Source organism: Microbacterium sp. TWP3-1-2b2 (assembly GCF_049896145.1).
Taxonomy (GTDB): Bacteria; Actinomycetota; Actinomycetes; order Actinomycetales; family Microbacteriaceae; genus Microbacterium.
The window spans coordinates 266,381-290,007 of the sequence record NZ_JAFCTS010000001.1; the positions used below are offsets into that span (position 1 = coordinate 266,381).

Genomic DNA, 23,627 nt, shown 5'->3' on the forward strand with positions numbered 1-23,627 from the left:
CTTCAGTCGCGCCTGGCGAGCACCTCCGTCAGCGCATCCAGCACGCTCACGGCGTCCGCCGATTCCGCCGTGGACAGCACGACCTCGTCACCCTGCGCCAGGCCGAGATCCATCACCGCCAGCACGCTGCTGAGATCCACCTCCGCACCGCCCGTCGTCCGCAGTATGATCGCGTCACGATGGGACTGCGCCAGACGAACCAGTTCTGCGACAGGACGAGCGTGCACACCGTTGTGCGCGCTGATGATCACATGTCGGGTCGGCATACAGCGATGCTAGCCGTGCTCAGCTCGCGACTGTGAGAACCCCACGCAGGAACACGACGACCGTGCCTGCCCAGGCGCACCACAGCATCACTCGCCTCGCCAAGACGACCGGGACGACCCTGGTCAGAAGCGCACCGCCGAGGATGCCTGCAGCGGTGCAGACGCCGAGCACGATCAGATCCGCCGGGGAGACCGTCGGCAGCCCGCGCAGCAGCACCGAGACGAGGCCGTACCCGAGCAGGATCACCTGAGCACTCGCGGCGAAACGACGCTGATCCCACCGGTCTCCGACCGCGAATGCCGCCAGCGCGGGGCCGGAGAGCCCGCTGGACGCGTGCATGAATCCGGCGACGGCTCCCGACACGATCGCTCCCCGGGTTCCGCGCAGCGACGCAGCCACGATTCCGCCGAGCAGATGCGCGAGCAGGGCGACGGCGGCCATCCCCGCGATCGTGAACAGCAGGGCGGCCTCCGGCAGAAGCCTGGTCAGCAGCACCCCGAACGGCGCGGCGACGAGCCCGGCAACGAGCAACCACAGCGTCCGGCGCCAATCCACCTCCCGCCATGCGGAGGGAAGAGCGATCGCCGAGGCGATGATCGCGAGCAGCACCGCGACGGTGACGCCTTGCACCGGGCCGTACACCAGTACCGCAGGACCGATGAGGACGAGTATGAAGGCGAGCCCGGTGACGCGCTGGATCACCGCCGCGACGACGGCCGCGACGCACACGAGGGCGAGGATCATCGTGCGAGCGGGATCAGGAGTGCTCCTCCAGAAGGGCGCGCACGCCCGTCTCAACGTCGGCGACCGCGCGACGGGCATCCTCCGCCGAATCCGCCTGCGCGTCGATGTACACCTTGAGCTTGGGCTCCGTGCCGCTCGGTCGCACGATCACGCGCGAACCGTCGGCGAGGCGGTAGCGCAGCACATCGCCGGCGGGCTGCCCGGCGGATCCCTGCAGCAGGTCCTCGGCCGACTGGATCGCCGTGTCGCCGATTCGCGTCGGCGGCAGCGTGCGCAGTGCGAGCATGATCTTGCTGATGATCGAGAGATCGTCGACCCGCACCGAGACCTGACCACTGGCGAAATGGCCGTACGTGTCTCCGAGCTCGGTGAGAAGCGTGGCAAGGGTGTCACCGCGCTCGTGCGCCTCTGCGGCGAGACCGAGCACGGCGATCGCGGCCGAGATGCCGTCCTTGTCGCGCACCGTCTCGGGGTTCACCAGATACCCGAGTGCTTCCTCGAACCCGAACACCATGCCTGGTGCGCGCGAGATCCACTTGAATCCGGTCAAAGTCTCATGGAAGTCGAGCCCGTGGTGCGCGGCGATCGCTCCGAGACCGGGGGAGGAGACCAACGAGCATGCAAGGGACGCCCCTGGGCGACCCTGCGCGGCGCGGGCGGCACGCGCTCCGAGGAGCAGCCCCACCTCATTGCCGCTCAACCGGCGCCAGCCGCCATCGACGGAGTCATCAGGGATCGCGACAGCCAGACGGTCGGCATCCGGGTCGTTCGCGATGATGAAGTCGGCGCGGGCGCGCGTGGCTGCGGCGAACGCGAGATCCATGGCCCCCGGCTCCTCCGGGTTCGGGAACGACACCGTGGGGAATCGCGGATCGGGGCTCAGTTGCTCCCCGACGGTCTTCGGCTGCGGATACCCCGCCTCTCGGAGAATGCGCGTGAAGGTCTCCCATCCCACCCCGTGCATCGCGGTGTAGACCCAGTTGAGGTTCTTCGCCGAAGGGGGAGCGGGAGCGAGAGCGGCTGTCTCGCGGATGTAGGCCGAGATGACGTCTTCGTTCGCGGTCTCGTACGTCGTCGAACGCGGCAGGGAGGTGACATCCGAGTCGTCCGCCACGCTCTGGATGTGGGCGGCGATCTCGATGTCGCCTGGTGAGACGATCTGCGAGCCGCCGTCGACTCCGCCGAGGTACACCTTGTAGCCGTTGTCATCCGGCGGGTTGTGGCTGGCCGTGACCATGACGCCGGCATCCGCGCCGAAGTGACGCACCGCGAATGCCAGCACGGGTGTCGGCAGCAGACGAGGCAGCAGGATCGTGCGCAGCCCTGCGCCGGCGAACAGTTCGGCCGAGTCGAGGGCGAAGCGCCGGGAGTTACGGCGCCCGTCGTAGCCGACCACGACAGTGGGTGCGCTGCCGTGGACGTGTGCTCGCAGATACGCCGCGAAGCCGGCAGCGGCCTGGGCGATCAGCACCCGGTTCATGCGATTGCTGCCGGCGCCGAGGGCGCCGCGGAGCCCGGCGGTGCCGAAGGCGAGGCGCGTACCGAAGCGATCGTCGAGATCTGCGATCGCCGCAGCATCACCGGATGACGCTCGTGTGATGATGCCGGCGAGCTCGTCGCGGGTCTCGGCATCCGGGTCCTGCCTCAGCCAGGCGCGGGCCTGGGCCAGCCGCGCCTCGACCTGCTCGCTCACAGCGCCTCCACCACTCGTGCGAGCAGCGCCGAGATCACCGGCTCAGCCTCACGACCGGCTTCGATGACCTCTGTGTGGCTGAGCGGCGTCTTCTGGATGCCGGCGGCCAGGTTCGTGATCAGCGAGAAGCCCAGCACCTCGAGACCTGATTCGCGAGCGGCGATCGCCTCCAGAGCGGTCGACATGCCGACGATGTGGCCGCCGATCGCCTTCGCCATCTGCACCTCGGCGGGAGTCTCGTAGTGCGGTCCGCGGAACTGCGTGTAGACGCCCTCGTCAAGCGACGAGTCGATGGTGCGGGCGATGTCGCGCAGCCGCGCCGAGTACAGGTCGGTCAGGTCGACGAAGTTCGCGCCCTCCAGTGGGGAGTCCGCGGTGAGGTTGATGTGGTCGCTGATGAGCACGGGCTGACCGGGCTTCCACGTCTCGCGGATGCCGCCGGCGCCGTTCGTGAGCACCATGATCTCGGCTCCGGCTGCGGCGGCGGTTCGCACGCTGTGCACGACGCGGCGGACGCCGTGATCCTCGTAGTAGTGCGTGCGCGCGCCGATGACCAGGACGTTCTTGCCGCCTGGAGTGCGGATGCTGCGCAATGTTCCGACGTGGCCTTCGAGAGCCGGCTTGGAGAAGCCGGTGACGTCGGTCGCCGCGATGGTGGCGGTGGTCTCGCCGAGCAGATCGGCGGCTTTGCCCCATCCGCTTCCGAGGGTGAGGGCGATGTCGTGCTTCTCGACGCCACTGAGCCGCGTGATGTCTGCGGCTGCGAGGGCAGCGACCTCGAACGGATCGGCGTTCGGGTCGTCGAGAGGGTTGTCGTGAATTTCGGTCATGGATCCACTCTAAAGACGGTGACGGCAACACAGCGAGGATTACGGAAGAATGGAAGCCATGTCCTCCACTCCTTTCGAGCGCACTCAGCGCGTCGCCGTCCTCGGCGGCGGTCCCGGCGGTTACGAAGCGGCGCTCGCCGCAGCCCAGCTCGGTGCTGAGGTGACACTCGTAGAGCGCGTAGGCGTCGGGGGCTCGGCCGTGCTCACCGATGTCGTGCCGTCGAAGAGCCTGATCGCCACGGCGGATGCCGCGGTCGCGATCTCGGAGGCGAGTGACCTCGGAGTGCAGTTCTACGCGAAGGGCGCTGGTGGTCAGCCGCTCAAGCCGGAGATCGCGATCAACCTCGCTGCCGTCAACAAGCGTCTGCTCGCCCTTGCCGGGCAGCAGTCGGAGGATATGCGCGAGACTCTTCTCGAGGCCGGCGTTCGTATCCTCTCCGGTCACGGGCGTCTCGAAGGTCCGAACGCGATCGTTGTCGCGACGGGCCCGGGCGGCACTGACTTCGATCGGGTCGAGGCCGACACCATCATCGTGTCGGTCGGCGCGTCGCCGCGCGAGCTCGACAGTGCGAAGCCGGACGGCACGCGCATCCTGACCTGGACGCAGTTGTACGACATGAAGGCACTCCCCGAGCACCTCATCGTCGTCGGCTCCGGCGTCACAGGCGCAGAGTTCGCCTCGGCGTACATGAACCTCGGCGCGAAGGTCACGCTCATCTCCAGCCGCGACCAGGTGCTGCCAGGGGAGGATCAGGATGCTGCGCGCGTGCTGGAGAAGGTCTTCAAGCGCGGCGGCATGACCGTGCTGTCCAAGTCGCGCGCCGACAAGGTCGAGCGCACCGATACCGGCGTGCTGGTGACGCTCTCGGACGGTCGTACCGTCGAGGGCAGCCACTGCCTGATGGCGGTCGGGTCTGTTCCGAACACCGCGGGGATCGGCCTGGAGGAGGCCGGTGTCGAACTGACCGATTCCGGCCATGTCCGCGTGAACCGCGTCGCCCGAGCGTCCGTGCCGAACATCTACGCGGTCGGCGACTGCACGAACTTCATGCCGCTGGCTTCGGTCGCCTCCATGCAGGGGCGCACCGCCGTGTTCCACGCACTGGGCGACATCGTCATCCCGCTCGAGAAGATCAAGGTCACCTCGAACATCTTCACCGCCCCGGAGATCGCCACGGTCGGCTGGGGTGAGAAGGACGTCGAGGACGGCGTCGCCGATGGTCTGGTCTACAAGCTGCCGCTTGCCGCGAACCCGCGCGCGAAGATGATGGGCATCAAGGACGGCTTCGTGAAGATCATCGCCCGCAAGGGCTCCGGCACGGTCATCGGAGGTGTGATCGTCGCGCCGAAGGCGTCGGAGCTGATCTACCCGATCGCCGTGGCCGTCGAACGTCGACTGACGGTCGACCAGGTCTCACGCGTCTTCGCCGCCTACCCGTCGCTGTCGAGCAGCATCACCGACGCAAGTCGCGCGATGCACCTCGTGAACATCGCCTGACTCCGGTCCGCTTCCGCTGCCGAGACCCCGTCTTCGCGCCGAGACCCCATGCTGCGTATGTCTGCAGCATGGGGTCTCGGTGACAGAGGGGGGTCTCGGCGATAGAGGGGTCTCGCGAGGCTAGGAGATCAGCAGCAGCTGGTGTCCGGACGAGACGGTGGCGCCGGCGGTCGCGTTGATGCCGCCGATGACACCGTCCTTGTGCGCCTGCAGGGGCTGCTCCATCTTCATCGCCTCGAGCACGATCACCAGGTCGCCCTTGACGACGTGCTGTCCCTCTTCGACCGCGACCTTGACGACCGTCGCCTGCATGGGCGACTTCACCGCATCACCCGAGGCGCCGGCTGAGACCGACGTGGCATGACTGCGCCGCGACGGCGGCACGGCGGCCGGACGGCCGGAGACGCCGGTGGCCACAGCGACCCGGTCAGGCAGACTCACCTCGAGACGGCGGCCTCCGACCTCGACCACCACCGTGTGGCGGCTCTCTGCGGCCGACGGGGCCTCCAGCTCGCCATCCCAGGCGGGGATGTCATTGTCGAACTCGGTCTCGATCCATCGGGTGAAGATGCCGAACGTGCCGTTCTCACCCGTGAAGGCGGGATCGCGCACCACCTTGCGGTGGAACGGGAGCACGGTCGGGAGCCCAGACACCTCGAACTCGTCCAGGGCACGGCGAGCGCGTTCTAGAGCCTCGGCGCGGTCGCGGCCCGTGACGATGATCTTCGCCAGCAGCGAGTCGAATGCACCGGATACCGCGTCGCCGGCGGTGACACCGGAGTCGAGACGGATGCCTGGTCCGCCGAACGTCTTGAAGACGTGGATCGGGCCGGGCTGGGGCAGGAAGCCGCGACCGGGGTCTTCGCCGTTGATGCGGAACTCGAAGGAGTGTCCCTGGGGCGTCGGGTCGTCGTAGTCGATGGTGCCGCCGGCGGCGATGCGGAACTGCTCGCGCACCAGGTCGATTCCGGTGACCTCTTCGGAGACCGGGTGCTCGACCTGCAGGCGGGTGTTCACCTCGAGGAAGGACACGGTGCCGTCGGCGCCGATGAGGAACTCGCAGGTGCCGGCGCCGACATAGCCGACCTCTTTGAGGATCGCCTTCGACGCGGAGTACAGCAGGTCGTTCTGCTCCTGCGTGAGGAAGGGCGCTGGGGCCTCTTCCACGAGCTTCTGGTGGCGGCGCTGCAGCGAGCAGTCGCGCGTCGAGATGACGACGACGTTGCCCTCGGCATCCGCCAGGCACTGGGTCTCGACGTGCCGAGGCTTGTCGAGGTACTTCTCGACGAAGCACTCACCACGGCCGAAGGCGGCGACCGCTTCGCGCGTGGCGGACTCGAACAGCTCCGCGACCTCGTCGAGCTCGCGGGCGACCTTGAGTCCGCGCCCCCCGCCGCCGTATGCCGCCTTGATCGCGATCGGCAGACCGTGCTGCTCTGCGAACGCCACGACCTCGTCTGCCGTCTCGACCGGGCCGGGCGTGCCGGGGGCGAGAGGCGCGCCGACCTTCTCGGCGACGTGTCGCGCGGTGACCTTGTCGCCGAGCGCCTCGATCGCCTCGGGCGACGGGCCGATCCAGACCATGCCTGCGCCGATCACGGCACGAGCGAACTCGGCGTTCTCCGCGAGGAACCCGTAGCCGGGGTGGACGGCGTCGGCTCCGGCGCGGCGTGCGACGGAGAGGATCTTGTCGATCTGGAGATACGTGGTGGCGCTGGTGTCGCCGTCGAGGGCATACGCCTCGTCCGCGAGGCGGGTGTGCAGCGCATCCCGATCCTGGTCGGCGTAGACGGCGACAGAGCCGATCCCGGAGTCACGGGCGGCGCGGATGATGCGTACGGCGATCTCGCCGCGGTTCGCGATGAGGACCTTGGCGATATCAGGCATGAATGTCAGCCTAGCGAGATCGACCCCGATACTTTTGACGACTCCCCACAAGAAACTCTCGAGAACATGGCGTGATCTCTACGACCACGCCATCTCTAGGTCCACAGCTCTGTCCACGTGACGCCCAGCTCGCCGCCCAGCCGGCGGATCGTGGAGAGGGACATGCCGACGACCGTGGACGGGTCGCCGTCGACGCGGGAGATGAACGCGCCGCCGAGGCTGTCGACGGTGAAGGCGCCCGCGACGTGCAGCGGCTCGCCGCTGGCGACATAGGCAGCGATCTCGTCGTCCGAGATGTCGTCGGCGAACGTGACGGATGCCTCGGCGATCGCGGTGGCTTCTCGCAGCGCGGCGCCTGGTTCGATTCGGAACACCGAGTGTCCAGAATGCAGGACGCCGGTCGCCCCTCGCATCTCATGCCATCGGCGGGTCGCCTCTGGTGCGGTGTACGGCTTGCCGTACACGCGACCGTTGAGCTCGAACATCGAGTCTCCGCCGATCACGAGTCCGTCGAAGTCGGGATCGGATGCTGCGAGCCGACGCGCCACGTCCGCGGCTTTGGCCCGTGCGAGCAGCAGCACGAGCTCGGTGGGCGGGAGCGCAGAGCCTCGCTCTGCCGCCGCCGAGGCGGCGATCGCATCCTCATCGGTCTGCGGGGCGAGGGTGAGCGGCTCTATCCCGGCCTGACGCAGCAACATGAGACGAGCGGGGGAGGTGGAAGCCAGGCAGACGCGCATGTCCATCACCGTATCCTGGAGGGATGACTTCTTCTGCGGGCCAAATGCTCGACCTCGACATCACCGGCATCGCGCACGGTGGCACCTTCATCGCGCGTCACGAGGGTCGCGTGGTGTTCGTCTCTGACGCGATTCCGGGCGAGCGAGTGCGTGCACGAGTGACCGACGGCGCGAAATCATCGTTCTGGCGCGCTGAGACGGTCGAAGTGCTCGAGGCATCGCCGCATCGTCGTGCGCACGTGTGGAAGGAAGCCGACGTCTCGCGCGCTCCTGCCGATCGAGCCGGCGGCGCAGACCTCGGTCACATCGACCTCGCGCACCAGCGCACGCTCAAGCGTCAGGTGCTCACCGAGGCGCTCGACAAGTTCGCCGGATCCGGTCTCGAGGCTCCCGAGATCATGGCGATCGACGATGGTGACGGCACAGGCTGGCGCACGCGTGTCTCGCTGCATGTGGATGCCGACGGCGTGGTCGGACCGTTCGCCGCACGCAGCCACCGCGTGATCCCCGTGCAGTCGCATCCGCTCGCGCGTCGCCGCGTGGCAGCCGAGGCGTTGTCGTTGAAGAACGCCAAGCCGGGTCGCATCGATCTCGTGCAGTCCGCTGACGGCAAGGTTCACGTCCTCCGACGCCCGGAACGCGGCAAGCGCCCGGCAGCCGAGGTCATCAAGGAGCAGGTGGGTGAGCGCACCTTCCGCGTGGATGCCGATGGCTTCTGGCAGGTGCATGCGCGTGCCGCTGACACCCTCGACACGGCTGTGCGCTCCGTCCTCGAGGGTCGGGTCGACCCGGCCAAGACGCATCTCGACCTCTATGGGGGCGTCGGGCTGTTCGCCGCGTCCCTCGCCGAGCTCGGAGCGACCGACCTCGTCACGGTGGAATCGAGCAGTCGCGCGACCGAGCACGCCAAGCACAACCTCGACCCGTTCGACGTCGCCGCAGTCACTGATCGCGTCGATCGTTATCTGGGCGGACTCCCGTCTGGAATGCAGGCAGGAACCGTCGTGCTGGATCCGCCTCGTGCGGGAGCCGGACGCGCGGTAGTCGACGGCGTTCATGCCCTGAGCCCCGACGCGATCGTCTACGTCGCCTGCGATCCGGTGGCGCTGGCCCGCGACCTCGGCACGTTCCGTGATCTCGGATGGAACGTCGAGTCTCTGCAGGGCTTCGACCTCTTCCCCCACTCGCACCATTTCGAGGTCATCGCGCTGCTCAGTCGGTGAGTTCTCAGCAGATCGATAGGGTGGAGCAATGAGCAGGGTCGCACTCATCGATGATCACGAGTCCGTCCGTCTCGGGCTCGAGCTCGCGTTCGAGCGCGACGGCGAGCAGACGGTCGTCTTCTCGGGCAGCACGGTCGGCTCGTATCTGGGATGGCGTATCTCCACGATCTCGCCTCCGGCTGATGTCGTCGTGCTCGATCTGACGCTCGGCGACGGTACGACGGTCACCGAGAATGTGAGAGCCCTCGTCTCCGACGGCGCGAGTGTCGTGATCCACAGCGTCGCCGACCGCCCTGCCGCGGTGCGCGAAGCACTCGCCGCCGGTGCTGCCGGTGTCGTGAGCAAATCCTCCGCGCTGGATGACGTGCTCGATGCGATCCGCACCGTCGCGCGTGGGGATGCGCTCAACAACGTCGAATGGGCCAGCGCTGTCGAGGGCGACCGCGAGTTCGCTGACGCGCAGCTGTCGGTGCGTGAGCGCGAGGTGCTGCGCCTGTACGCGGCGGGACTGCCCCTTAAAGTGGTGGCGGAAAGGCTCGGCGTCGCGTATTCCACCGCCAAGGAGAACATCACACGCGTGCGCGTGAAGTACGTCGAGGTCGGTCGGCCCGCGCCGACCAAGATCGACCTGCTGCGCCGCGCGATGGAGGACGGAATCGTGGCGGCCGACGGGGCCTCCAATGCAGGCTGACACGGTCCTCAAAGACGCCTGGAGCCGGATTCCGACCCTCGGCACTGCCGAGACGGCCTTCGAACGCTTCACCGGGAAGCGGATGGAGCGCATTCTCGCCACAGTCGTCGCGATCGGCTCAGCGATCCTGGGGACGCAGGCGATGTTCGCGGCAGTCGGAAGCATGTCGTCCGGGACCTCGTCCGTTCGCATCGTCCTGCTGGTCGTCGTCTACGTCTCGCTGGTCGCGATGCTCGTCGGCTGCGTGATCGGCCGCGGCGTGCGGTTGGCCGCCGGAGCCTTCGCCGTCGTCTACCCGGTGGCACTGGCCATCTGGCCGTTCACGGTCGACGCGAGCGACGAGCGAGCGACGAACCAGCCGTGGATCTTCTTCCTGGTGAATGTCGGGGTGGTGGCCGCCATGCTCGCCTTCCCCGTGCGTGTGCAGATGATCTGGGCGGTCGGTGTGCCCCTCGTCTACGGATACGTGCGCCTCGTGGAGGGCGAGTTCACCGGTTCGTTCTGGACTCGTACGGCCTTCGACGTCTCGTTCACGCTGATCCTCGGCGTCGTCATCCTTTCGTTGGGCTGGATGTTCCGCTCTGTCGCAGCCGGTGTCGACGACGCGCGTGGTCGGGCGGTCGCGTCCTACGCCTCGGCTGCAGCCGCGGCCGCAGCCGAGGAGGAACGAGTCGCGATGGCCGCTCTCATGCACGACAGTGTGCTCGCTGCGCTGATCGCCGCCGAGCGGGCCGATACGGATCGCGCTCGTGATCTGGCGGTCGCCATGGCGCGGGAGGCGCTGACGCGGCTCGCGAACACCGAGGCCGCCGTGGCGCAGGAGGGCAGCGATGAGCCGGTCGGAACTGCACAGATCGTGATCGAGTTGCGGCGTGCGCTCTCGGAGCTGGGTGCTGATGCGATCGTCGAAGAGCGCGGTGGCTCCGGCCTCATTCCTGGTCGTGCGGCGCGTGCTCTGGTTCTCGCCGCGCGACAAGCGGTCGGCAACGCGGTCGCTCACGCACACGGGCGCGGTCTGCATCTCATCGTGGAGGGCCACGGCGACGACGGGCTCACCGTGACGATCATGGATACCGGCGACGGGTTCGACATGGATGCGATCGGGGAGGACCGGCTCGGTATCCGCGCATCGATCATCGCGAGGATGGCCGGCGTCGCAGGCACGGCCACGATCGAATCCGACGGTGAAGGAACCACCGTCGTGCTGGGATGGATGCGCGAATGAACCGCTCTGTCCGCAGTGTCGCGACTTCGCTCGCAGTCGGGTTCGCCGTGTACTTCGCCGCGCGCGCCGTGTGGTGGACGGTGCAGCCGACTGCTCCGTTGCTGATGGTGGCGGCGATCCTGCTGTATCTCGTCGTCGTGGTGACGACAGTGCTGCTCGAGTCGCCGTCCGGACCGCAGCTGCCGCGATGGCTGGCCGCAGTGGCGGTGCTCGTCAGCGCGGTGATCCCGATCATGGCGAGCGAATCGATGCAGCCCGCGCACCGGACGGCCCCTTTCGCAACCTGGTACATCGGTGCTGTCGGCCTGCTCGCCGTGGTGTGCATCGTCCGGCGACGAGCCATCGCCGGTTGGCTGGCGCTCGGTGCGCTCACTGTGTCGTCCGCGGTGTGCATCGGCCTGCTCGTCTCTCTCGAGTTGGGGCTGGTCGGATCGATGATGTGGGCGGTCGTGGCACAGCTGCTGGTGCTGTTCTGGGATCGGGCAGTGCGTGACACCGAGCATCTGGCGGACATCCAGCAGGCGGTGTCGGCATGGCATGCCACCCAGCTCGTGCGTCAACGCGAGCGTCGCGTCCGTGTGAAGTATGCGCTGGGCGTCGCCGGGCCCGTGCTGACGAAGACCGTCACCTCCCGCGGGCGTCTCACGGATGAGGATCGTCTGGAGGCGCGCCTTGCCGAGGGGCGGCTGCGCGACGAACTGCGCGGTGCGAGTCTGCTGAACGACGCGGTGCGCGATGCGATCCAGCAGGCGCGTCTGCGCGGAGCGACCGTGACGGTGTTCGATGAGGGCGGGCTCGACGAACTCGATGAGAGCCGCCGCGCCGAGATTCGCGATGAACTCGCCGAAGTCCTGCGAAGTGCCGAGGTCGGGCGAGTGATCATCCGCGCGGCACGCGATCCTCAGACCGCTGTGACGGTGGTGGGCCGCTCCGGATCGGGTGATTCCTCGGACGAGGACTCCGTGGGGCTGTGGCACGAGATTCCGCGTGAGCCCGCGACGGATGCCGTGCACACACGGGGTGAGGGTTGAGCCGCCGCAGCGGGGATGCCTGCAGGGATTGAGATGGGCGAGGGGCGGCGAAGCCGCCCGCCCCTCGCCAGTTGCGATTCAGTTACCCGAAAACTGACCGCAGATGGTCGATCACCGTCTGCCTACCCTGGGGCAAAGAGACCGACCGAACGCGAAGCGTTGATCCAATTCTGGTGCGGGGCGCACAGCTTGTCTGTAGGTATTTTGGGGGACACGGGATTCCTGCGTGTCGAGTCGGCATCAGCCAGAGAATCGGCCCCATGGGATGTCACGGCGCAGCGGCGTGCGCAGCGGACGCTGTGTGCGCTGCCAGGCCGAGATCCGAGGTTCTTCGGCGACAGCATCCGCCGTCTCGGAGGCATACGCATCGCTGACGACGGCCACGAGCGCCGCGAGTTCTTCCTCACTGGCGGCGCCGCGGATGATCCGCACGTCGGACGAGGGCTGTTCGGATGCGGTCACAGCGGGATGTTCCCGTGCTTCTTCGGCGGCAGCTCGCTGCGCTTGCCGCGGAGTGATCTCAGCGCCTTGGCGATCGAGACGCGCGTGTTCGCGGGTTCGATGATGCCGTCGATCTCACCGCGTTCTGCGGCGAGGAACGGCGACGTGACGCTGTACGTGTACTCGTTGGCGAGGCGGGTGCGGACGGCGGTGACATCCTCGCCGTTCTCTTCGGCCTTCTTGATCTCGCCCCGGTACAGGATGTTGACGGCGCCCTGGCCGCCCATGACTGCGATCTCCGCAGTGGGCCACGCGAGGTTGACGTCCGCGCCGAGCTGCTTCGAGCCCATCACGATGTACGCGCCGCCGTATGCCTTGCGGAGGATCACGGTGACCAGCGGCACTGTCGCTTCGGCGTAGGCGTAGATGAGCTTCGCGCCACGGCGGATCACGCCGGTCCACTCCTGATCGGTACCAGGCAGGTAGCCGGGCACGTCCACGAGCGTGACGATCGGGATCGAGAAGGCGTCGCAGAACCGCACGAAGCGGCTTGCCTTCTCACCGGCTTCGATGTTCAGCGTGCCGGCCATCTGCGACGGCTGGTTGGCGATGATGCCGACCGAGCGGCCTTCGACGCGGCCGAAGCCGATGACGATGTTCGGGGCGAACAGCGGTTGCACCTCGAGGAAGTCGTCGTCGATGACGTGGTCGATGACGGTGTGGATGTCGTAGGGCTGATTGGCGGAGTCCGGGATGATCGTGTTCAGCGTGCGATCAGCATCCGTGGTCTCCCACTCGAAGTCGCTCTCGTAGCCGGGGATCTCGGCCATGTTGTTGTCGGGGAGGAACCCGAGCAGGGTGCGCGCGTAGTCGATCGCGTCGTCTTCGTCCTCGGCGAGGTAGTGCGCGACGCCCGAACGCGTGTTGTGCGTGAGGGCACCGCCGAGCTCTTCCATGCCGACGTCTTCGCCGGTGACCGTCTTGATGACGTCTGGGCCGGTGACGAACATCTGACTGGTCTTGTCGACCATGATGACGAAGTCGGTGAGGGCAGGGCCGTAGACGGCGCCGCCGGCAGCCGGTCCCATGATGATCGAGATCTGCGGGATGACTCCCGACGATCGGGTGTTCAGACGGAAGATCTCGCCGTACTTGCTGAGCGCGAGCACGCCCTCCTGGATGCGGGCGCCGCCCGAGTCGAGGATGCCGATGACGGGTATGCCGCCCTGGAGGGCGTATTCCATGATCTTGATGATCTTGTCGCCCGACACCTCGCCGAGAGATCCGCCGAATGTCGTGAAGTCCTGAGAGTAGACGGCGACCGTGCGGCCGTGGATCGTGCCGATGCCGGTGACGACGGAGTCGCCGTACGGGCGGTTGCGGTCCATGCCGAATGCCGTGGTGCGGTGACGCACGTACTCGTCGAATTCGACGAAACTGCCAGGGTCGACGAGCAACTCGATGCGCTCGCGGGCGGTCATCTTGCCCTTGGCGTGCTGCTTCGCCTTCGCCTTCGTCTCGGCGTCGACCACTGCTTCGCTGTAGCGCGCGCGGAGGTCGGCGATCTTGCCGGCGGTCGTGGAGAGGTCAGGGGTGTCCGTCACGGATTCCACACTAGCGGCGGGGAGCGGGCCGACGTTGGATGCTCGCCACAACGGGTTGGCCGAACCTTTGGCGAAACCGGCTGGCCGCGGCGGGCGGAGCGGACCGATCGGCCGGCTTCAGAAGACCGGCGCGGTGATCACACCACGAATCGCCACACGTACTCGAGGCCGTCCACTGGGCGAAACCACGCTACTGTGACCACCACCTCGTGCGGATCGGACGCGCACAGGCACAGGTCGATCTCTTCGGGCGGCAGCACCTGACCCCACAGCTGCGTGCGCTCCGACGGTCCGCCGTCGCTGCGGAAGACGCGTACGAAGTCGGCGGTCTCCCTCCCGTCGTTCATGAGGGTCGGATGAGACGCATCCGCTCGCACCACCCGCCATGGCACGCGGTACGCGGGTGCAGGGGGCAGTTCGGTCGGATCGATGGCTCGCAACATGATCGTCACGGTAGGAGCGGCATCCGACGCCTTCGGCCTGCTCAGCAGGCCGCCTCCGTGATCGGGGGAGAAGACTCAGAAGTCAGCGTCGGTGGAGGCAGACTCGCCCGCACCGATCTCCTTGCGATTGCGGTGTGTGAGATCGCCGACCCTGTGACCGACCCAGCCCGCGCCTCGTGCCACGGTCCCCGCAGCGCCGGTGACGGCAGACCCGGCGTAGCGCGCTCCGCGCAGCATCCGGGTCTCGATCTTCTCGGCACCTGTCACGGGTTCGAGTTCAGCGGGAAGTATCGCCGGCGCGACGCCGAACGCGCGACGAGATGTCGTGAGTACGCGTCGACCGAGAAGGTGGTTGCCCGCGCCGCCGACGGCGGCACCGACCCCGAACGGCAGCGCCTTACCGAGGAACGATGCGCCGCCCGCCGCCGCGAAATGCTTGATGAACACCGTCTTGAGCCTGTCGACGACGGGACCCACCGCGGCCCGGGGGAGTGACTTGGTCACGAGCTCACCCCAGTACGACGAGCGGTTCGTTCCTTGCCCTGTGGCCTGCTTCGCGAGTTGACCGACCAGGTCGACGCCCTCTTTGCCGAGCATCAGGGTCATCACGAGAGCGCGCGCCCGGTCGGGATTCTCGATCGCGATGCCATGGACTTCGGCGAGCGACTGCGCGAACAGCGCGGTCGACTCGACGAAACCGAGGGTCTCCACTCCCGATAGCGCCAGCGTGATGCCGGTTCCGATGCCGGGCACGACCGCCGTGGCGCCGACCGCTGCGCCACCGGTCGTCACTGCCGCGAGATAGCGGCGCTCAAGAATACGTACGAGCTGGTCGGGCGTGGCCTGCGGATTGCGCAGGCGGATGCTGCGGATGTGAGCCAGCACGAGCGGGCGCTGAATCGCGAGAACGCGGTCAAGCCCGCGCACGGCGGCTGGGTGTTCGTCCGAACCCACGGGTGGGACACCCTTGTCCCAGGCGGAGTCGTCTGGGAGGGAATGGATCTTATGCACCTTCTTAGCCACAGCACGATCCTAGATTCACCGGCAGGGAGAATGCAGAGAGCCGCACCCTGCTGCAGGGCGCGGCTCTCTGAAACGCGAAGTTCAGACGTACAGGTTCGCCCGCTCGAGGTCTTCGGCGAAGTCGACCTCGACGGCGTACAGATCGGAGACGTCCATCGGCTCGAGCAGCAGACCGTCTTCTGCGATCGCGAGTTCGAGGCCGCGCTCGAAGTAGTCCTGATCCTCGACGCGCTGCAGCTGGCGCATGAACGCCTTCTTGTTCGCGGACGAGATGTAGTTGATGCCCACTGCCTCACCGAGACCGCCCTTGACGGTCTTGGACAGCTCGTTGATGAAGCCCTCGGCAGTGATTGTGTACTTGACCTCTTCGTCGCTCACCTTCGAGGTGTTGACGGTCACGAACGACTGGTCGCGCTCGATGAACTCGATCGCGCGCCCCAGGATGCGGGGATCGAAGACCACGTCGCCGTTCATCCAGAGCACACCGCTCTTGCCCGTGGCGCCGAGAGCGCGCAGCAGGCTCTTGGAGGTGTTGGTCTCGTCGTAACGCTCGTTGTGCACGTAGTTCACGTGCGGGAACGCTTCGATGATCGTCTCGGCACGGTAGCCGACGACGGCGGTGATGCGTGCGTCGCTGCCGAAGGCGGCACGGATGTTCTCGTGCTGCTGCTGCATGATCGTGCGTCCGTCGTTGAGTTCGGTCAGCGGCTTGGGGAGGGCGCGGCCGAGGCGAGACCCCATGCCTGCGGCAAGAATGACGGTCTGAAGAGTCACGAATACTCCTTAAAAAGAATCTGTGTTCACGGTCGGTTCACCGACCAGACACTTCTTCGTGCCGAGTTCATGTTAGCGATGCCCCCTGGGAACCCCCGGGTCAGGCCGTCGCCGTTGCCATTTCGTGATCGAGTACACACCTGATGCACAGGTCTGAGCTCGCGCAGTGATGCGCTCACTGAATTGTTTCGCCGGACCCTCAGAAAGTCCAGTGCCGTTGATACCGTAGGACCGTGACTGCTACTCCAGAAGACCGCCCCGAGCGGCCAGACGACGTGACGGCGCGCCCCGTCGACGGCCCCGCGAAGAAACCCGCGGCGAGGACAGCAGCCAAGCCCAAGACCGCCGCAGCCAAGACGATCGCGGAGAAGGCGGCAGCGGTGAAGTCCGGCGAGGCGAAGGCCGCGGCCGCCAAGTCCGCGACCGCGCGGAGCACGGCTGCGAAGACAGCCGCAGCGAAGAACGCGGCCGCACGCTCTGCGGCGACCAAGACCGCCGCGAAGACCACCGCCGCGAAGACCACCGCCGCGAAGGCCGCTGCTGCGAAGGCCGCCGCTGCCGCCGAGGAAGAGGCCGAGAGATCTCGCGCCGCGGCCGACGATGAGGCGCTCGAAGAGACGACGGCCCCGACGACACCGTCCGACGAGTCTTCGACGGAGGCGGCGTCCGCCACGCCGGTCGTCAGGCCGGCCACGAAGCGCACGTCGACGAAGAAGACCGCGCAGGCGAAGCCGCGAACCACCAAGCCCCGCACGACGAAGCCGCGCGCCGAGAAGCCCACGACCAGGCCCAAACCGGTCGTCGCCGCCGATGCGGCCGCGCCGGCATCCGAAGCTGTCGCATCTCCGATCGGCGAAGCGGCGTCACCGGCAGAGGTCGCGCCGCAGACGGAGGACGCCGTCACCGAGGACGCACTCTTCGAGGACCTTCTCGAAACGGGGCCCGAGTCGACTACGAGCGATTCGGCCGAGGCGGAGACCATCCGCACTGAGGAGCCGGTCTCTTCCGAGCCTGTCGTCGAATCACTCGAATCGGTCGAATCACTCGAATCCGTCGAGACGGCCGAGTCGGCCGACGACCTCGTGGCCGACGACCTCGTGGTCGATGCAGACGTGGTCGATGCAGTGGCCGTCAGCGCCGTGGTCGACGACAAGGTCGTCGTGCCGGCATCCGCTCACGCCGTCGTGCTCCGCGATCTCGTCAAGGACTTCGGCGACCATCGTGCGGTCAACGGCATCGACCTGTCGATCCCCGCCGGTTCGTTCTACGGCATCGTCGGGCCGAACGGCGCGGGTAAGACCACCACCTTGTCGATCGTGGCCGGTCTGCTTCGCGCGACCTCCGGTCAGGTCGTGGTCTGCGGCATCGACCTTGCTGACGACGCACTCGGTGCGAAACGCATGATGGGCGTGCTTCCTGACCGGCTGCGCACGTTCGACCGCCTCACCGGCCGGCAGCTGCTGCATTATTACGGTCTGCTGCGCGGGCTGGCATCCGAGGTGATCGAGAAGCGCACGGCTGATCTCGCCCGTGCCTTCGATCTCGCCGACGCGCTGAATCGCGTCGTCTCCGACTACTCGGCGGGTATGACGAAGAAGATCATGCTCGCAGGTGCAATGATCCACTCGCCGCGCGTGCTGGTGCTGGACGAGCCTTTCGAAGCCGTGGATCCCGTCTCATCCGCCGTGATCCTCGACATTCTGCGCGCGTACGTCGCACACGGAGGCACGGTGATCCTGTCGAGCCACGGAATGGACCTCGTCGAACGAGTCTGCTCTCGCGTGGCGATCATCGTCGGCGGTGACGTGCTGGCGGAGGGGACGATCGACGAGGTGCGTGCGGGTCAGACGCTCGAAGCGCGATTCGTCGAGCTCTCCGGCGGCATCGGCGAGGTGGAGGGTCTCGAGTGGCTGCACACGTTCTCCGACTGAGGTTGACGCTGATGCTCGGCGCCCTTCGTGGCGGACGAGCGTTGCGCACCGTACTCGGACTCGTCGCCGTCGTCATCGTGACCGTGGCGGTCTGCATCGCCGTCCTGAGCCTCGCCGACGCGCCTCTCGCCGTCGCACGCGCCGTGATCGTGCTCGGCGGTACCGCCGTGCTGCTCGGCTTCCTGATCGGCCCGATCCTCACGGGTGCGGTCGATCAGCTCGACCCCCGCCGCTTCACCGTCTTCGGCGTCGACGAACGGCACATGCCGTGGATCCTCGCTGTCGCCTCGCTGGTCAGCGTGCCGTCCTTCGCGTTGCTCGCCGTCGGCGCGTGCATCGTGGTGCTCGCCGTGCAGCTCGGGGCACCGTGGATCGCTGCGGTGCTCGTATCGCTTCTCGGCGTCGTCGCGTCCGCGCTCGTCGCTCGGATCGGGATGTCGCTGAGCGCACTCCTGCTGCCGGAGCGGCGTTCGCGTGAGCTCACGGCACTCTTCGCGCTCGCGGTCGTCGTCGTGGCCTTCCCCGTCGCGGTGTTCCTCGCCTCGCTGGAATGGGACGGCGCGGTGCCGGGCCCCGTGGCCGTCGCGACCACGATCGTCGGCTTCACCCCGTTCGCCGCCATTCCGGCGTTCCCGTTCGCTGTCGCCGCCGGCGACGTCGCCGGGGCGTGGGTCAGCGGCATCGTCGCGGTCGTGACAGTGGCCGCCCTGTGGCTGACATGGTGGTGGGTCGTACGCAGACTGCTCACCACCACAGAGCGTCCGGCGGCGTCGCGCGAGCGCACCGGCCTCGGCTGGTTCGCTGTGCTGCCCAGCAACGCGTTCGGGGCGGTCGCCGCGCGAAGCCTGGTGTACTGGTTGCGCGATCGCCGCTACATCGTGAACATCATCGTCGTTCCGATCGCGGGAATCCTCACGGTGTTCCCGCTTCTGGTCGCAGGCGTGCCGCTGTACATCGCCGCCCTGGTGCCGGCACCTGTCATGGCGCTGTTCTTCGGCTGGCTGCCTCATAACGACGTCGCGTACGACTCCACCGCCCTGTGGACGCACGTCGCCAGCGGCGTGCGCGGACTGCCTGATCGCCTCGGACGACTGGTGCCGGTCGCGCTGGTCGCGATTCCGGTACTCGCGATCGCGATCCCGCTGACGCTCGCCGTCATCGAGAGCTGGTATCTGCTGCTACCGATGATCGGCCTCGCTGCCAGCCTGTTCCTCTCGGCTCTCGGCCTGTCCAGCATCTCGTCCGTCGTCTCGCCCTACGCGGTGTCGCGCCCCGGTGACAGCCCGTTCCAGCAGCCGCAGCGATCTGCGTCGCGCGGCTCCTTCGGCCCCGCCGCAGCATTCATCGGGTCCCTGATCGTCAGCGCCCCGACCCTGTGGCTCTTCGTGATGACGATCATCACCGACGGTGTGTACAACCCGATGACCTTCTGGGTCGGTGTGTGCACCGGCGTCGTCATCCTCGCGCTCGGTGCGTTCGTGGGGGGACGGATCTATGACCGAGGCGGCGCGCGGCTGATGGAGTTCGTGGAGACCGCGTGAGTGTGCACGATGACGCCCCGCAGCGGGCTCAGGACGGTTAGACTCGCCGCTATGAGTACTCCGCTGGACAGCCCCGATCAGGGCGGCGTGGCAACGCTTGATCGCGAACTGGAAGAACTTCTCAACGAAGAGAACCTCGAGCCGGGCGACCACGAACGCTTCTCGCACTACGTGAAAAAGGACAAGATCCTCGAGTCGGCGATCTCCGGAAAGCCCGTGCGCGCATTGTGCGGCAAGAAATGGACTCCGGGCCGTGACCCGGAGAAGTTCCCGATCTGCCCCACGTGCAAGGAGATCTACGAGTCGATGGTCAGCTGACCTCGATCTGAGACTCGGGCTTCGACTTACTCCGCATCGACGAACACCGTCGGGATCGCAGGGTCGGATTTGCTCAGCGCGAGCGCGCGAACCGGCATCTCCTCGCGCACGCGAAGATGGTGCGCGCGTGCGGATGCTGTGCCTGCCGCGCCTTCGTGAGAGTCGTCGATCTCGCCTCCATCGACGAGCGTCACCTGCAGCGAGCGGGAATCCGGATGCTCCGCCGCGGTGCTGACCGCTTCGAATCCATCGGAGACCACAACGGTCTCCGAGACGGCGACGCCGTCTCGGAGCGTGCGGAAGGCGGCTTTGCGCCCACCCTTTGATGCCTTGTCCGTCGAGGCCTTGGCGACGCCGACCCATGACCCTGACGGGTCCTGTCGGGCGACGAGCTTGTAGACCATGCCCGCGGTCGGGTAGCCGGACCCGGTGACCACAGACGTGCCGACGCCGTAGAAGTCGACCGGTGACGCAGCCAGAGCTGCGATGGCGTATTCGTCGAGGTCGCTCGTCACGGTGATCTTGGTGTCAGCGGCTCCCAGCTCGTCCAGCTGGGTGCGCACGGCGGCCGCTACCGTCGGGAGGTCACCGGAATCGAGGCGCACGCCGCCGAGTCCGGTGCCGGCGACTCGGATGGCCGTCTCGACCCCTGCGCGGATGTCGTACGTGTCGACGAGCAGGGTGGTGTTCGTTCCGAGGCTCTCGATCTGTGCGCGGAAGGCGTCCTCCTCGGTGTCGTGCAGGAGCGTCCACGAATGCGCAGCCGTGCCCATGGTCGGGATGCCCCACTGCCGCCCGGCCTCGAGGTTGCTCGTCGAGGCGAACCCTGCGATGAAGGCCGCACGGGCCGCGGCGACCGCAGACCTCTCGGCGGCTCGTCGCGAGCCCATCTCCGCGAGCGGGCGTTCGCCCGCCGCGATGCTCATCCGCGAGGCCGCGGTCGCCACGGCCGAATCGTGGTTGAGCACGCTCAACGCGAGAGTCTCCAGAACCACGGCATCTGCGAAGGTGCCTTCGACCGTGAGGATGGGGGAGCCGGGGAAGTACAGTTCCCCCTCGCGGTAGCCGTGCACCGATCCGGTGAACCGGTAGTTCTCGAGGTACTTCAGCGTTTCGGCATCCACGACACCGTCGTCGTGCAGGAATCGAAGCTCGTCGTCCCCGAAGCGAAAATCGCGAAGCAGTGTGAGCAGGCGTCCTGTGCCGGCGACGACGCCGAAACGGCGGCCGCCAGAGAGGCGCCTGGAGAACAGCTCGAACACGCTGGGACGCGCCGCGGTGCCATCGCGCAGAGCCGCTCCCAGCATCGTGAGTTCGTATCGATCTGTGAGCAGCGCCGTCGACGAGGTCATGCGCTCAGTTTAGTGAGCGCGGCGGATGTATCGGCTCGCGGGGGAGGTCACGGAGCCCGTCGCCAGTACTGAGCGAGCGGCAGCGAGTCGAAGTGAAGGGTAGGCTCGATAGTCATGAATGACGCGCCGATCGGAATCTTCGACTCCGGTGTCGGCGGGCTCACGGTGGCTCGCGCGATCCGTGCTCAGCTGCCGAGGGAGTCGTTCGTCTACATCGGCGACACCGCCCATTCGCCGTACGGTCCCAAGCCCATCGCCGATGTGCGCCGCTACTCCCTTGAAGTGCTCGACACTCTCGTCGACCAGGGCGTCAAGATGCTCGTGATCGCCTGCAACACGGCATCCGCTGCGATGCTCCGCGACGCGAGAGAACGATACGACGTCCCCGTGATCGAAGTGATCGGCCCGGCTGTTCGCCGGGCCGTGTCGACCACGCGCAACAACCGGATCGGCGTGATCGGCACGGTCGGCACGATCGGCTCCCGCGCTTATCAGGACATGCTCGAAGTCAACGAGCGTCTTTCTGTCTTCACGGCCGCATGCCCGCGTTTCGTCGAGTTCGTCGAAGCCGGCATCACCGGCACCGAAGAGGTGCTGGCCGTGGCGGAGGAGTACCTCGCCCCGCTCCGCGAAGCGGAAGTCGACACCCTGGTGCTCGGATGCACGCACTATCCGTTCCTCCGCGGCGCGATCAGCTACGTGATGGGCGACGGCGTCGCCCTCGTCTCGAGCGACGATGAGACGGCGGGCGATGTGTACCGTCAGCTCGTGCGCGGCGATCTGCTCGCCCCGGCGGATGCCGTCGCCACTGCCGTGTACGAGGCCACGGGCGAATCCACCGAGGAGTTCACCGCGCTCGCCAACCGGCTCATGGGCCGCGAGGTGCGCGACGTGCAACATATTCAGACGGGCGTCATCACGCTCCCCGACCTCTCCGAGCTGGCTGAGGCCGGTACATCCAACCCAGAAGGAACCTCATGACTGACATCGTCCGCGTCGACGGCCGCTCGACCGACCAGCTCCGCGAGATCACGATCGAGCGGGGATGGAGCGCGAATGCCGAAGGCTCCGCGTTGATCAGCTTCGGAGGCACGAAGGTGCTGTGCACGGCATCCTTCACCAATGGCGTGCCGCGCTGGCTCACTGGCAAGGGCAAGGGCTGGGTGACCGCCGAGTACGCGATGCTGCCGCGCGCGACGAACAGCCGCAACGACCGCGAGAGCGTCAAGGGCCGCATCGGCGGGCGTACGCACGAGATCTCGCGTCTGATCGGCCGCGCGCTCCGCGCCGTCGTCGACACCAAGGCCCTCGGCGAGAACACCATCGTGATCGACTGCGATGTGCTCCAGGCCGATGGTGGCACTCGCACGGCCGCGATCACGGGCGCATACGTCGCACTCGCGGACGCGATCGAATGGGGGCGCGAGAAGAAGTTCATCGGCAAGAACGCGACGCCGCTGCTCGACTCGGTCTCTGCGATCTCGGTCGGGATCATCGACGGCACACCCATGCTCGATCTGCCATACGTCGAAGACGTTCGTGCCGAGACCGACATGAACATCGTCGTCACCGGTCGGGGGCTGTTCGTCGAAGTGCAGGGCACGGCCGAGGGGGCGCCGTTCGACAAGCGTGAGCTCGATGCGCTGCTGGAGCTCGGCCTTGCCGGCTGCGAGACCCTGAAGGGGCATCAGCTGAAGGCTCTGGCAGGCGAGTGATGGTGCAGGTCGTCCTCGCCACGCACAACCCGCACAAGATCGCGGAGTTCCAGCAGATCGTCGCGCTGACCCGCCCCGACCTGGAGGTCGTCGGGTATGACGGCCCCGAACCGGTCGAAGACGGAGTCACGTTCGCAGAGAACGCTCTGATCAAGGCTCGCGCGGCCGCGGCGCACACCGGACTCGCCGCCATGGCCGATGACTCGGGCATCTGCGTCGATGTGCTCGGCGGGTCGCCCGGCATCTTCTCCGCCTACTGGGCGGGACAGAAGAAGGACGCGCAGGCGAATCTCGACCTGCTTCTCGACCAGCTCGCCGACATCGCCGATCCGCACCGCACTGCGCAGTTCGTGTCGACGATCGCTCTGGTCACCCCGGAGGGTGTGGAGCACACGGTCGCCGGCGTGTGGCCCGGACGTCTTGCCCGCGCGGCCGCGGGTTCCGGCGGCTTCGGCTATGACCCGATCTTCATCCCTGACGGTCAGCCGGCGGGCGAAGACCGCACCACCGGCGAGTTCACCGCCGAGGAGAAGCAGTCGCAGTCGCACCGTGCCCGCGCGTTCCAGGCTTTGATCCCGCTGCTCCAGACGTTGTGACGCGCATTTCGGCGGGCCGCGCCTACTGAGAATCGTTACGCTTCCCGACTAGGCGAAAAGGGC

23 protein-coding genes are annotated in these 23,627 nt (G+C 67.3%); 11 read left to right on the plus strand and 12 right to left on the minus strand.

Annotated elements, in window-relative coordinates; translation table 11 throughout:
- Window positions 1–2: 2 nt before the first annotated feature.
- From ACP7AR_RS01320 to ACP7AR_RS01335, 4 genes are read right to left on the minus strand one after another with little or no spacing between them, the layout of a single operon-like run.
- Window positions 3–266: an HPr family phosphocarrier protein gene (locus ACP7AR_RS01320; RefSeq protein WP_426181753.1), complete on the minus strand. Its 264-nt coding sequence runs from the start codon at window positions 264–266 to the stop codon at window positions 3–5.
- 19 nt (window positions 267–285) lie between these two features.
- Window positions 286–1,011, minus strand: coding sequence for a sulfite exporter TauE/SafE family protein (locus ACP7AR_RS01325; RefSeq protein ID WP_426181756.1), 726 nt, complete (start codon window positions 1,009–1,011; stop codon window positions 286–288).
- A 13-nt stretch (window positions 1,012–1,024) separates the two neighbouring features.
- Window positions 1,025–2,704, minus strand: a complete 1,680-nt coding sequence (locus tag ACP7AR_RS01330) for a phospho-sugar mutase (protein ID WP_426181759.1) — start codon at window positions 2,702–2,704, stop codon at window positions 1,025–1,027.
- Complete coding sequence (locus ACP7AR_RS01335; protein ID WP_426181762.1) at window positions 2,701–3,534, minus strand: purine-nucleoside phosphorylase; 834 nt, start codon at window positions 3,532–3,534, stop codon at window positions 2,701–2,703. Before ACP7AR_RS01335 ends, ACP7AR_RS01330 begins: the two co-directional genes overlap by 4 nt.
- 49 nt (window positions 3,535–3,583) lie before the next feature.
- Between ACP7AR_RS01335 and ACP7AR_RS01340 the strand changes: the two genes are divergently transcribed.
- Window positions 3,584–5,032: an NAD(P)H-quinone dehydrogenase gene (locus ACP7AR_RS01340; protein WP_426181764.1), complete on the plus strand. Its 1,449-nt coding sequence runs from the start codon at window positions 3,584–3,586 to the stop codon at window positions 5,030–5,032.
- A 120-nt stretch (window positions 5,033–5,152) separates the two neighbouring features.
- On the opposite strand, the gene ACP7AR_RS01345 is transcribed toward ACP7AR_RS01340, so the two are convergent.
- Together ACP7AR_RS01345 and ACP7AR_RS01350 are read right to left on the minus strand one after the other, a co-directional pair.
- Window positions 5,153–6,919, minus strand: a complete 1,767-nt coding sequence (locus tag ACP7AR_RS01345; protein ID WP_426181766.1) for an acetyl/propionyl/methylcrotonyl-CoA carboxylase subunit alpha — start codon at window positions 6,917–6,919, stop codon at window positions 5,153–5,155.
- 95 nt (window positions 6,920–7,014) lie between these two features.
- On the minus strand, window positions 7,015–7,656 hold the full coding sequence (locus tag ACP7AR_RS01350; protein ID WP_426187567.1) for a Maf family protein: 642 nt from the start codon (window positions 7,654–7,656) through the stop codon (window positions 7,015–7,017).
- A 23-nt stretch (window positions 7,657–7,679) separates the two neighbouring features.
- Between ACP7AR_RS01350 and ACP7AR_RS01355 the strand changes: the two genes are divergently transcribed.
- From ACP7AR_RS01355 to ACP7AR_RS01370, 4 genes are read left to right on the plus strand one after another with little or no spacing between them, the layout of a single operon-like run.
- Window positions 7,680–8,879: a class I SAM-dependent RNA methyltransferase gene (locus ACP7AR_RS01355; RefSeq protein ID WP_426181768.1), complete on the plus strand. Its 1,200-nt coding sequence runs from the start codon at window positions 7,680–7,682 to the stop codon at window positions 8,877–8,879.
- A 28-nt stretch (window positions 8,880–8,907) separates the two neighbouring features.
- Complete coding sequence (locus ACP7AR_RS01360) at window positions 8,908–9,570, plus strand: response regulator (protein WP_426181771.1); 663 nt, start codon at window positions 8,908–8,910, stop codon at window positions 9,568–9,570.
- Window positions 9,560–10,795 carry an ATP-binding protein gene (locus tag ACP7AR_RS01365; RefSeq protein ID WP_426181774.1) on the plus strand — a complete coding sequence of 412 codons (1,236 nt, stop codon included), beginning with the start codon at window positions 9,560–9,562 and terminating at the stop codon, window positions 10,793–10,795. Before ACP7AR_RS01360 ends, ACP7AR_RS01365 begins: the two co-directional genes overlap by 11 nt.
- On the plus strand, window positions 10,792–11,826 hold the full coding sequence (locus ACP7AR_RS01370; protein ID WP_426181777.1) for a hypothetical protein: 1,035 nt from the start codon (window positions 10,792–10,794) through the stop codon (window positions 11,824–11,826). Before ACP7AR_RS01365 ends, ACP7AR_RS01370 begins: the two co-directional genes overlap by 4 nt.
- Window positions 11,827–12,066: 240 nt before the next feature.
- Here ACP7AR_RS01370 and ACP7AR_RS01375 read toward each other — a convergent pair whose 3' ends face one another.
- The 5 genes from ACP7AR_RS01375 to ACP7AR_RS01395 form a co-directional block, all read right to left on the minus strand.
- Window positions 12,067–12,288 carry an acyl-CoA carboxylase subunit epsilon gene (locus ACP7AR_RS01375; protein ID WP_426181780.1) on the minus strand — a complete coding sequence of 74 codons (222 nt, stop codon included), beginning with the start codon at window positions 12,286–12,288 and terminating at the stop codon, window positions 12,067–12,069.
- Complete coding sequence (locus ACP7AR_RS01380) at window positions 12,285–13,880, minus strand: acyl-CoA carboxylase subunit beta (protein WP_426187569.1); 1,596 nt, start codon at window positions 13,878–13,880, stop codon at window positions 12,285–12,287. The genes ACP7AR_RS01375 and ACP7AR_RS01380 overlap by 4 nt, the downstream gene beginning before the upstream one ends.
- Before the next feature lie 128 nt (window positions 13,881–14,008).
- Window positions 14,009–14,314 carry a hypothetical protein gene (locus ACP7AR_RS01385; protein WP_426181783.1) on the minus strand — a complete coding sequence of 102 codons (306 nt, stop codon included), beginning with the start codon at window positions 14,312–14,314 and terminating at the stop codon, window positions 14,009–14,011.
- A gap of 75 nt (window positions 14,315–14,389) precedes the next feature.
- Window positions 14,390–15,337: a hypothetical protein gene (locus tag ACP7AR_RS01390; protein ID WP_426181786.1), complete on the minus strand. Its 948-nt coding sequence runs from the start codon at window positions 15,335–15,337 to the stop codon at window positions 14,390–14,392.
- Between the two features lie 81 nt (window positions 15,338–15,418).
- On the minus strand, window positions 15,419–16,111 hold the full coding sequence (locus ACP7AR_RS01395; RefSeq protein WP_426181788.1) for an NTP transferase domain-containing protein: 693 nt from the start codon (window positions 16,109–16,111) through the stop codon (window positions 15,419–15,421).
- A gap of 233 nt (window positions 16,112–16,344) precedes the next feature.
- On the opposite strand from ACP7AR_RS01395, the gene ACP7AR_RS01400 reads away from it, so the two are divergent.
- The 3 genes from ACP7AR_RS01400 to ACP7AR_RS01410 are packed head-to-tail and all read left to right on the plus strand — an operon-like array spanning window position 16,345 to window position 19,901.
- On the plus strand, window positions 16,345–18,042 hold the full coding sequence (locus tag ACP7AR_RS01400; protein WP_426181791.1) for an ATP-binding cassette domain-containing protein: 1,698 nt from the start codon (window positions 16,345–16,347) through the stop codon (window positions 18,040–18,042).
- Window positions 18,018–19,583, plus strand: a complete 1,566-nt coding sequence (locus ACP7AR_RS01405; protein WP_426181793.1) for a hypothetical protein — start codon at window positions 18,018–18,020, stop codon at window positions 19,581–19,583. The genes ACP7AR_RS01400 and ACP7AR_RS01405 overlap by 25 nt, the downstream gene beginning before the upstream one ends.
- A 51-nt stretch (window positions 19,584–19,634) precedes the next feature.
- The gene (locus ACP7AR_RS01410) at window positions 19,635–19,901 is read left to right on the plus strand and encodes a DUF3039 domain-containing protein (RefSeq protein ID WP_426181796.1); all 267 of its coding nucleotides are present in this window, start codon (window positions 19,635–19,637) and stop codon (window positions 19,899–19,901) included.
- Between the two features lie 26 nt (window positions 19,902–19,927).
- Here ACP7AR_RS01410 and ACP7AR_RS01415 read toward each other — a convergent pair whose 3' ends face one another.
- Window positions 19,928–21,253 carry a nicotinate phosphoribosyltransferase gene (locus ACP7AR_RS01415; RefSeq protein ID WP_426181799.1) on the minus strand — a complete coding sequence of 442 codons (1,326 nt, stop codon included), beginning with the start codon at window positions 21,251–21,253 and terminating at the stop codon, window positions 19,928–19,930.
- Between the two features lie 114 nt (window positions 21,254–21,367).
- Here ACP7AR_RS01415 and murI point away from each other — a divergent pair, with 114 nt between their 5' ends.
- The 3 genes from murI to rdgB are packed head-to-tail and all read left to right on the plus strand — an operon-like array spanning window position 21,368 to window position 23,564.
- Window positions 21,368–22,234: a glutamate racemase gene (gene murI / locus ACP7AR_RS01420; protein ID WP_426181801.1), complete on the plus strand. Its 867-nt coding sequence runs from the start codon at window positions 21,368–21,370 to the stop codon at window positions 22,232–22,234.
- The gene (rph, locus tag ACP7AR_RS01425) at window positions 22,231–22,968 is read left to right on the plus strand and encodes a ribonuclease PH (protein WP_426181804.1); all 738 of its coding nucleotides are present in this window, start codon (window positions 22,231–22,233) and stop codon (window positions 22,966–22,968) included. Before murI ends, rph begins: the two co-directional genes overlap by 4 nt.
- On the plus strand, window positions 22,968–23,564 hold the full coding sequence (rdgB, locus tag ACP7AR_RS01430; protein WP_426181807.1) for an RdgB/HAM1 family non-canonical purine NTP pyrophosphatase: 597 nt from the start codon (window positions 22,968–22,970) through the stop codon (window positions 23,562–23,564). Before rph ends, rdgB begins: the two co-directional genes overlap by 1 nt.
- Window positions 23,565–23,627: the final 63 nt, after the last annotated feature.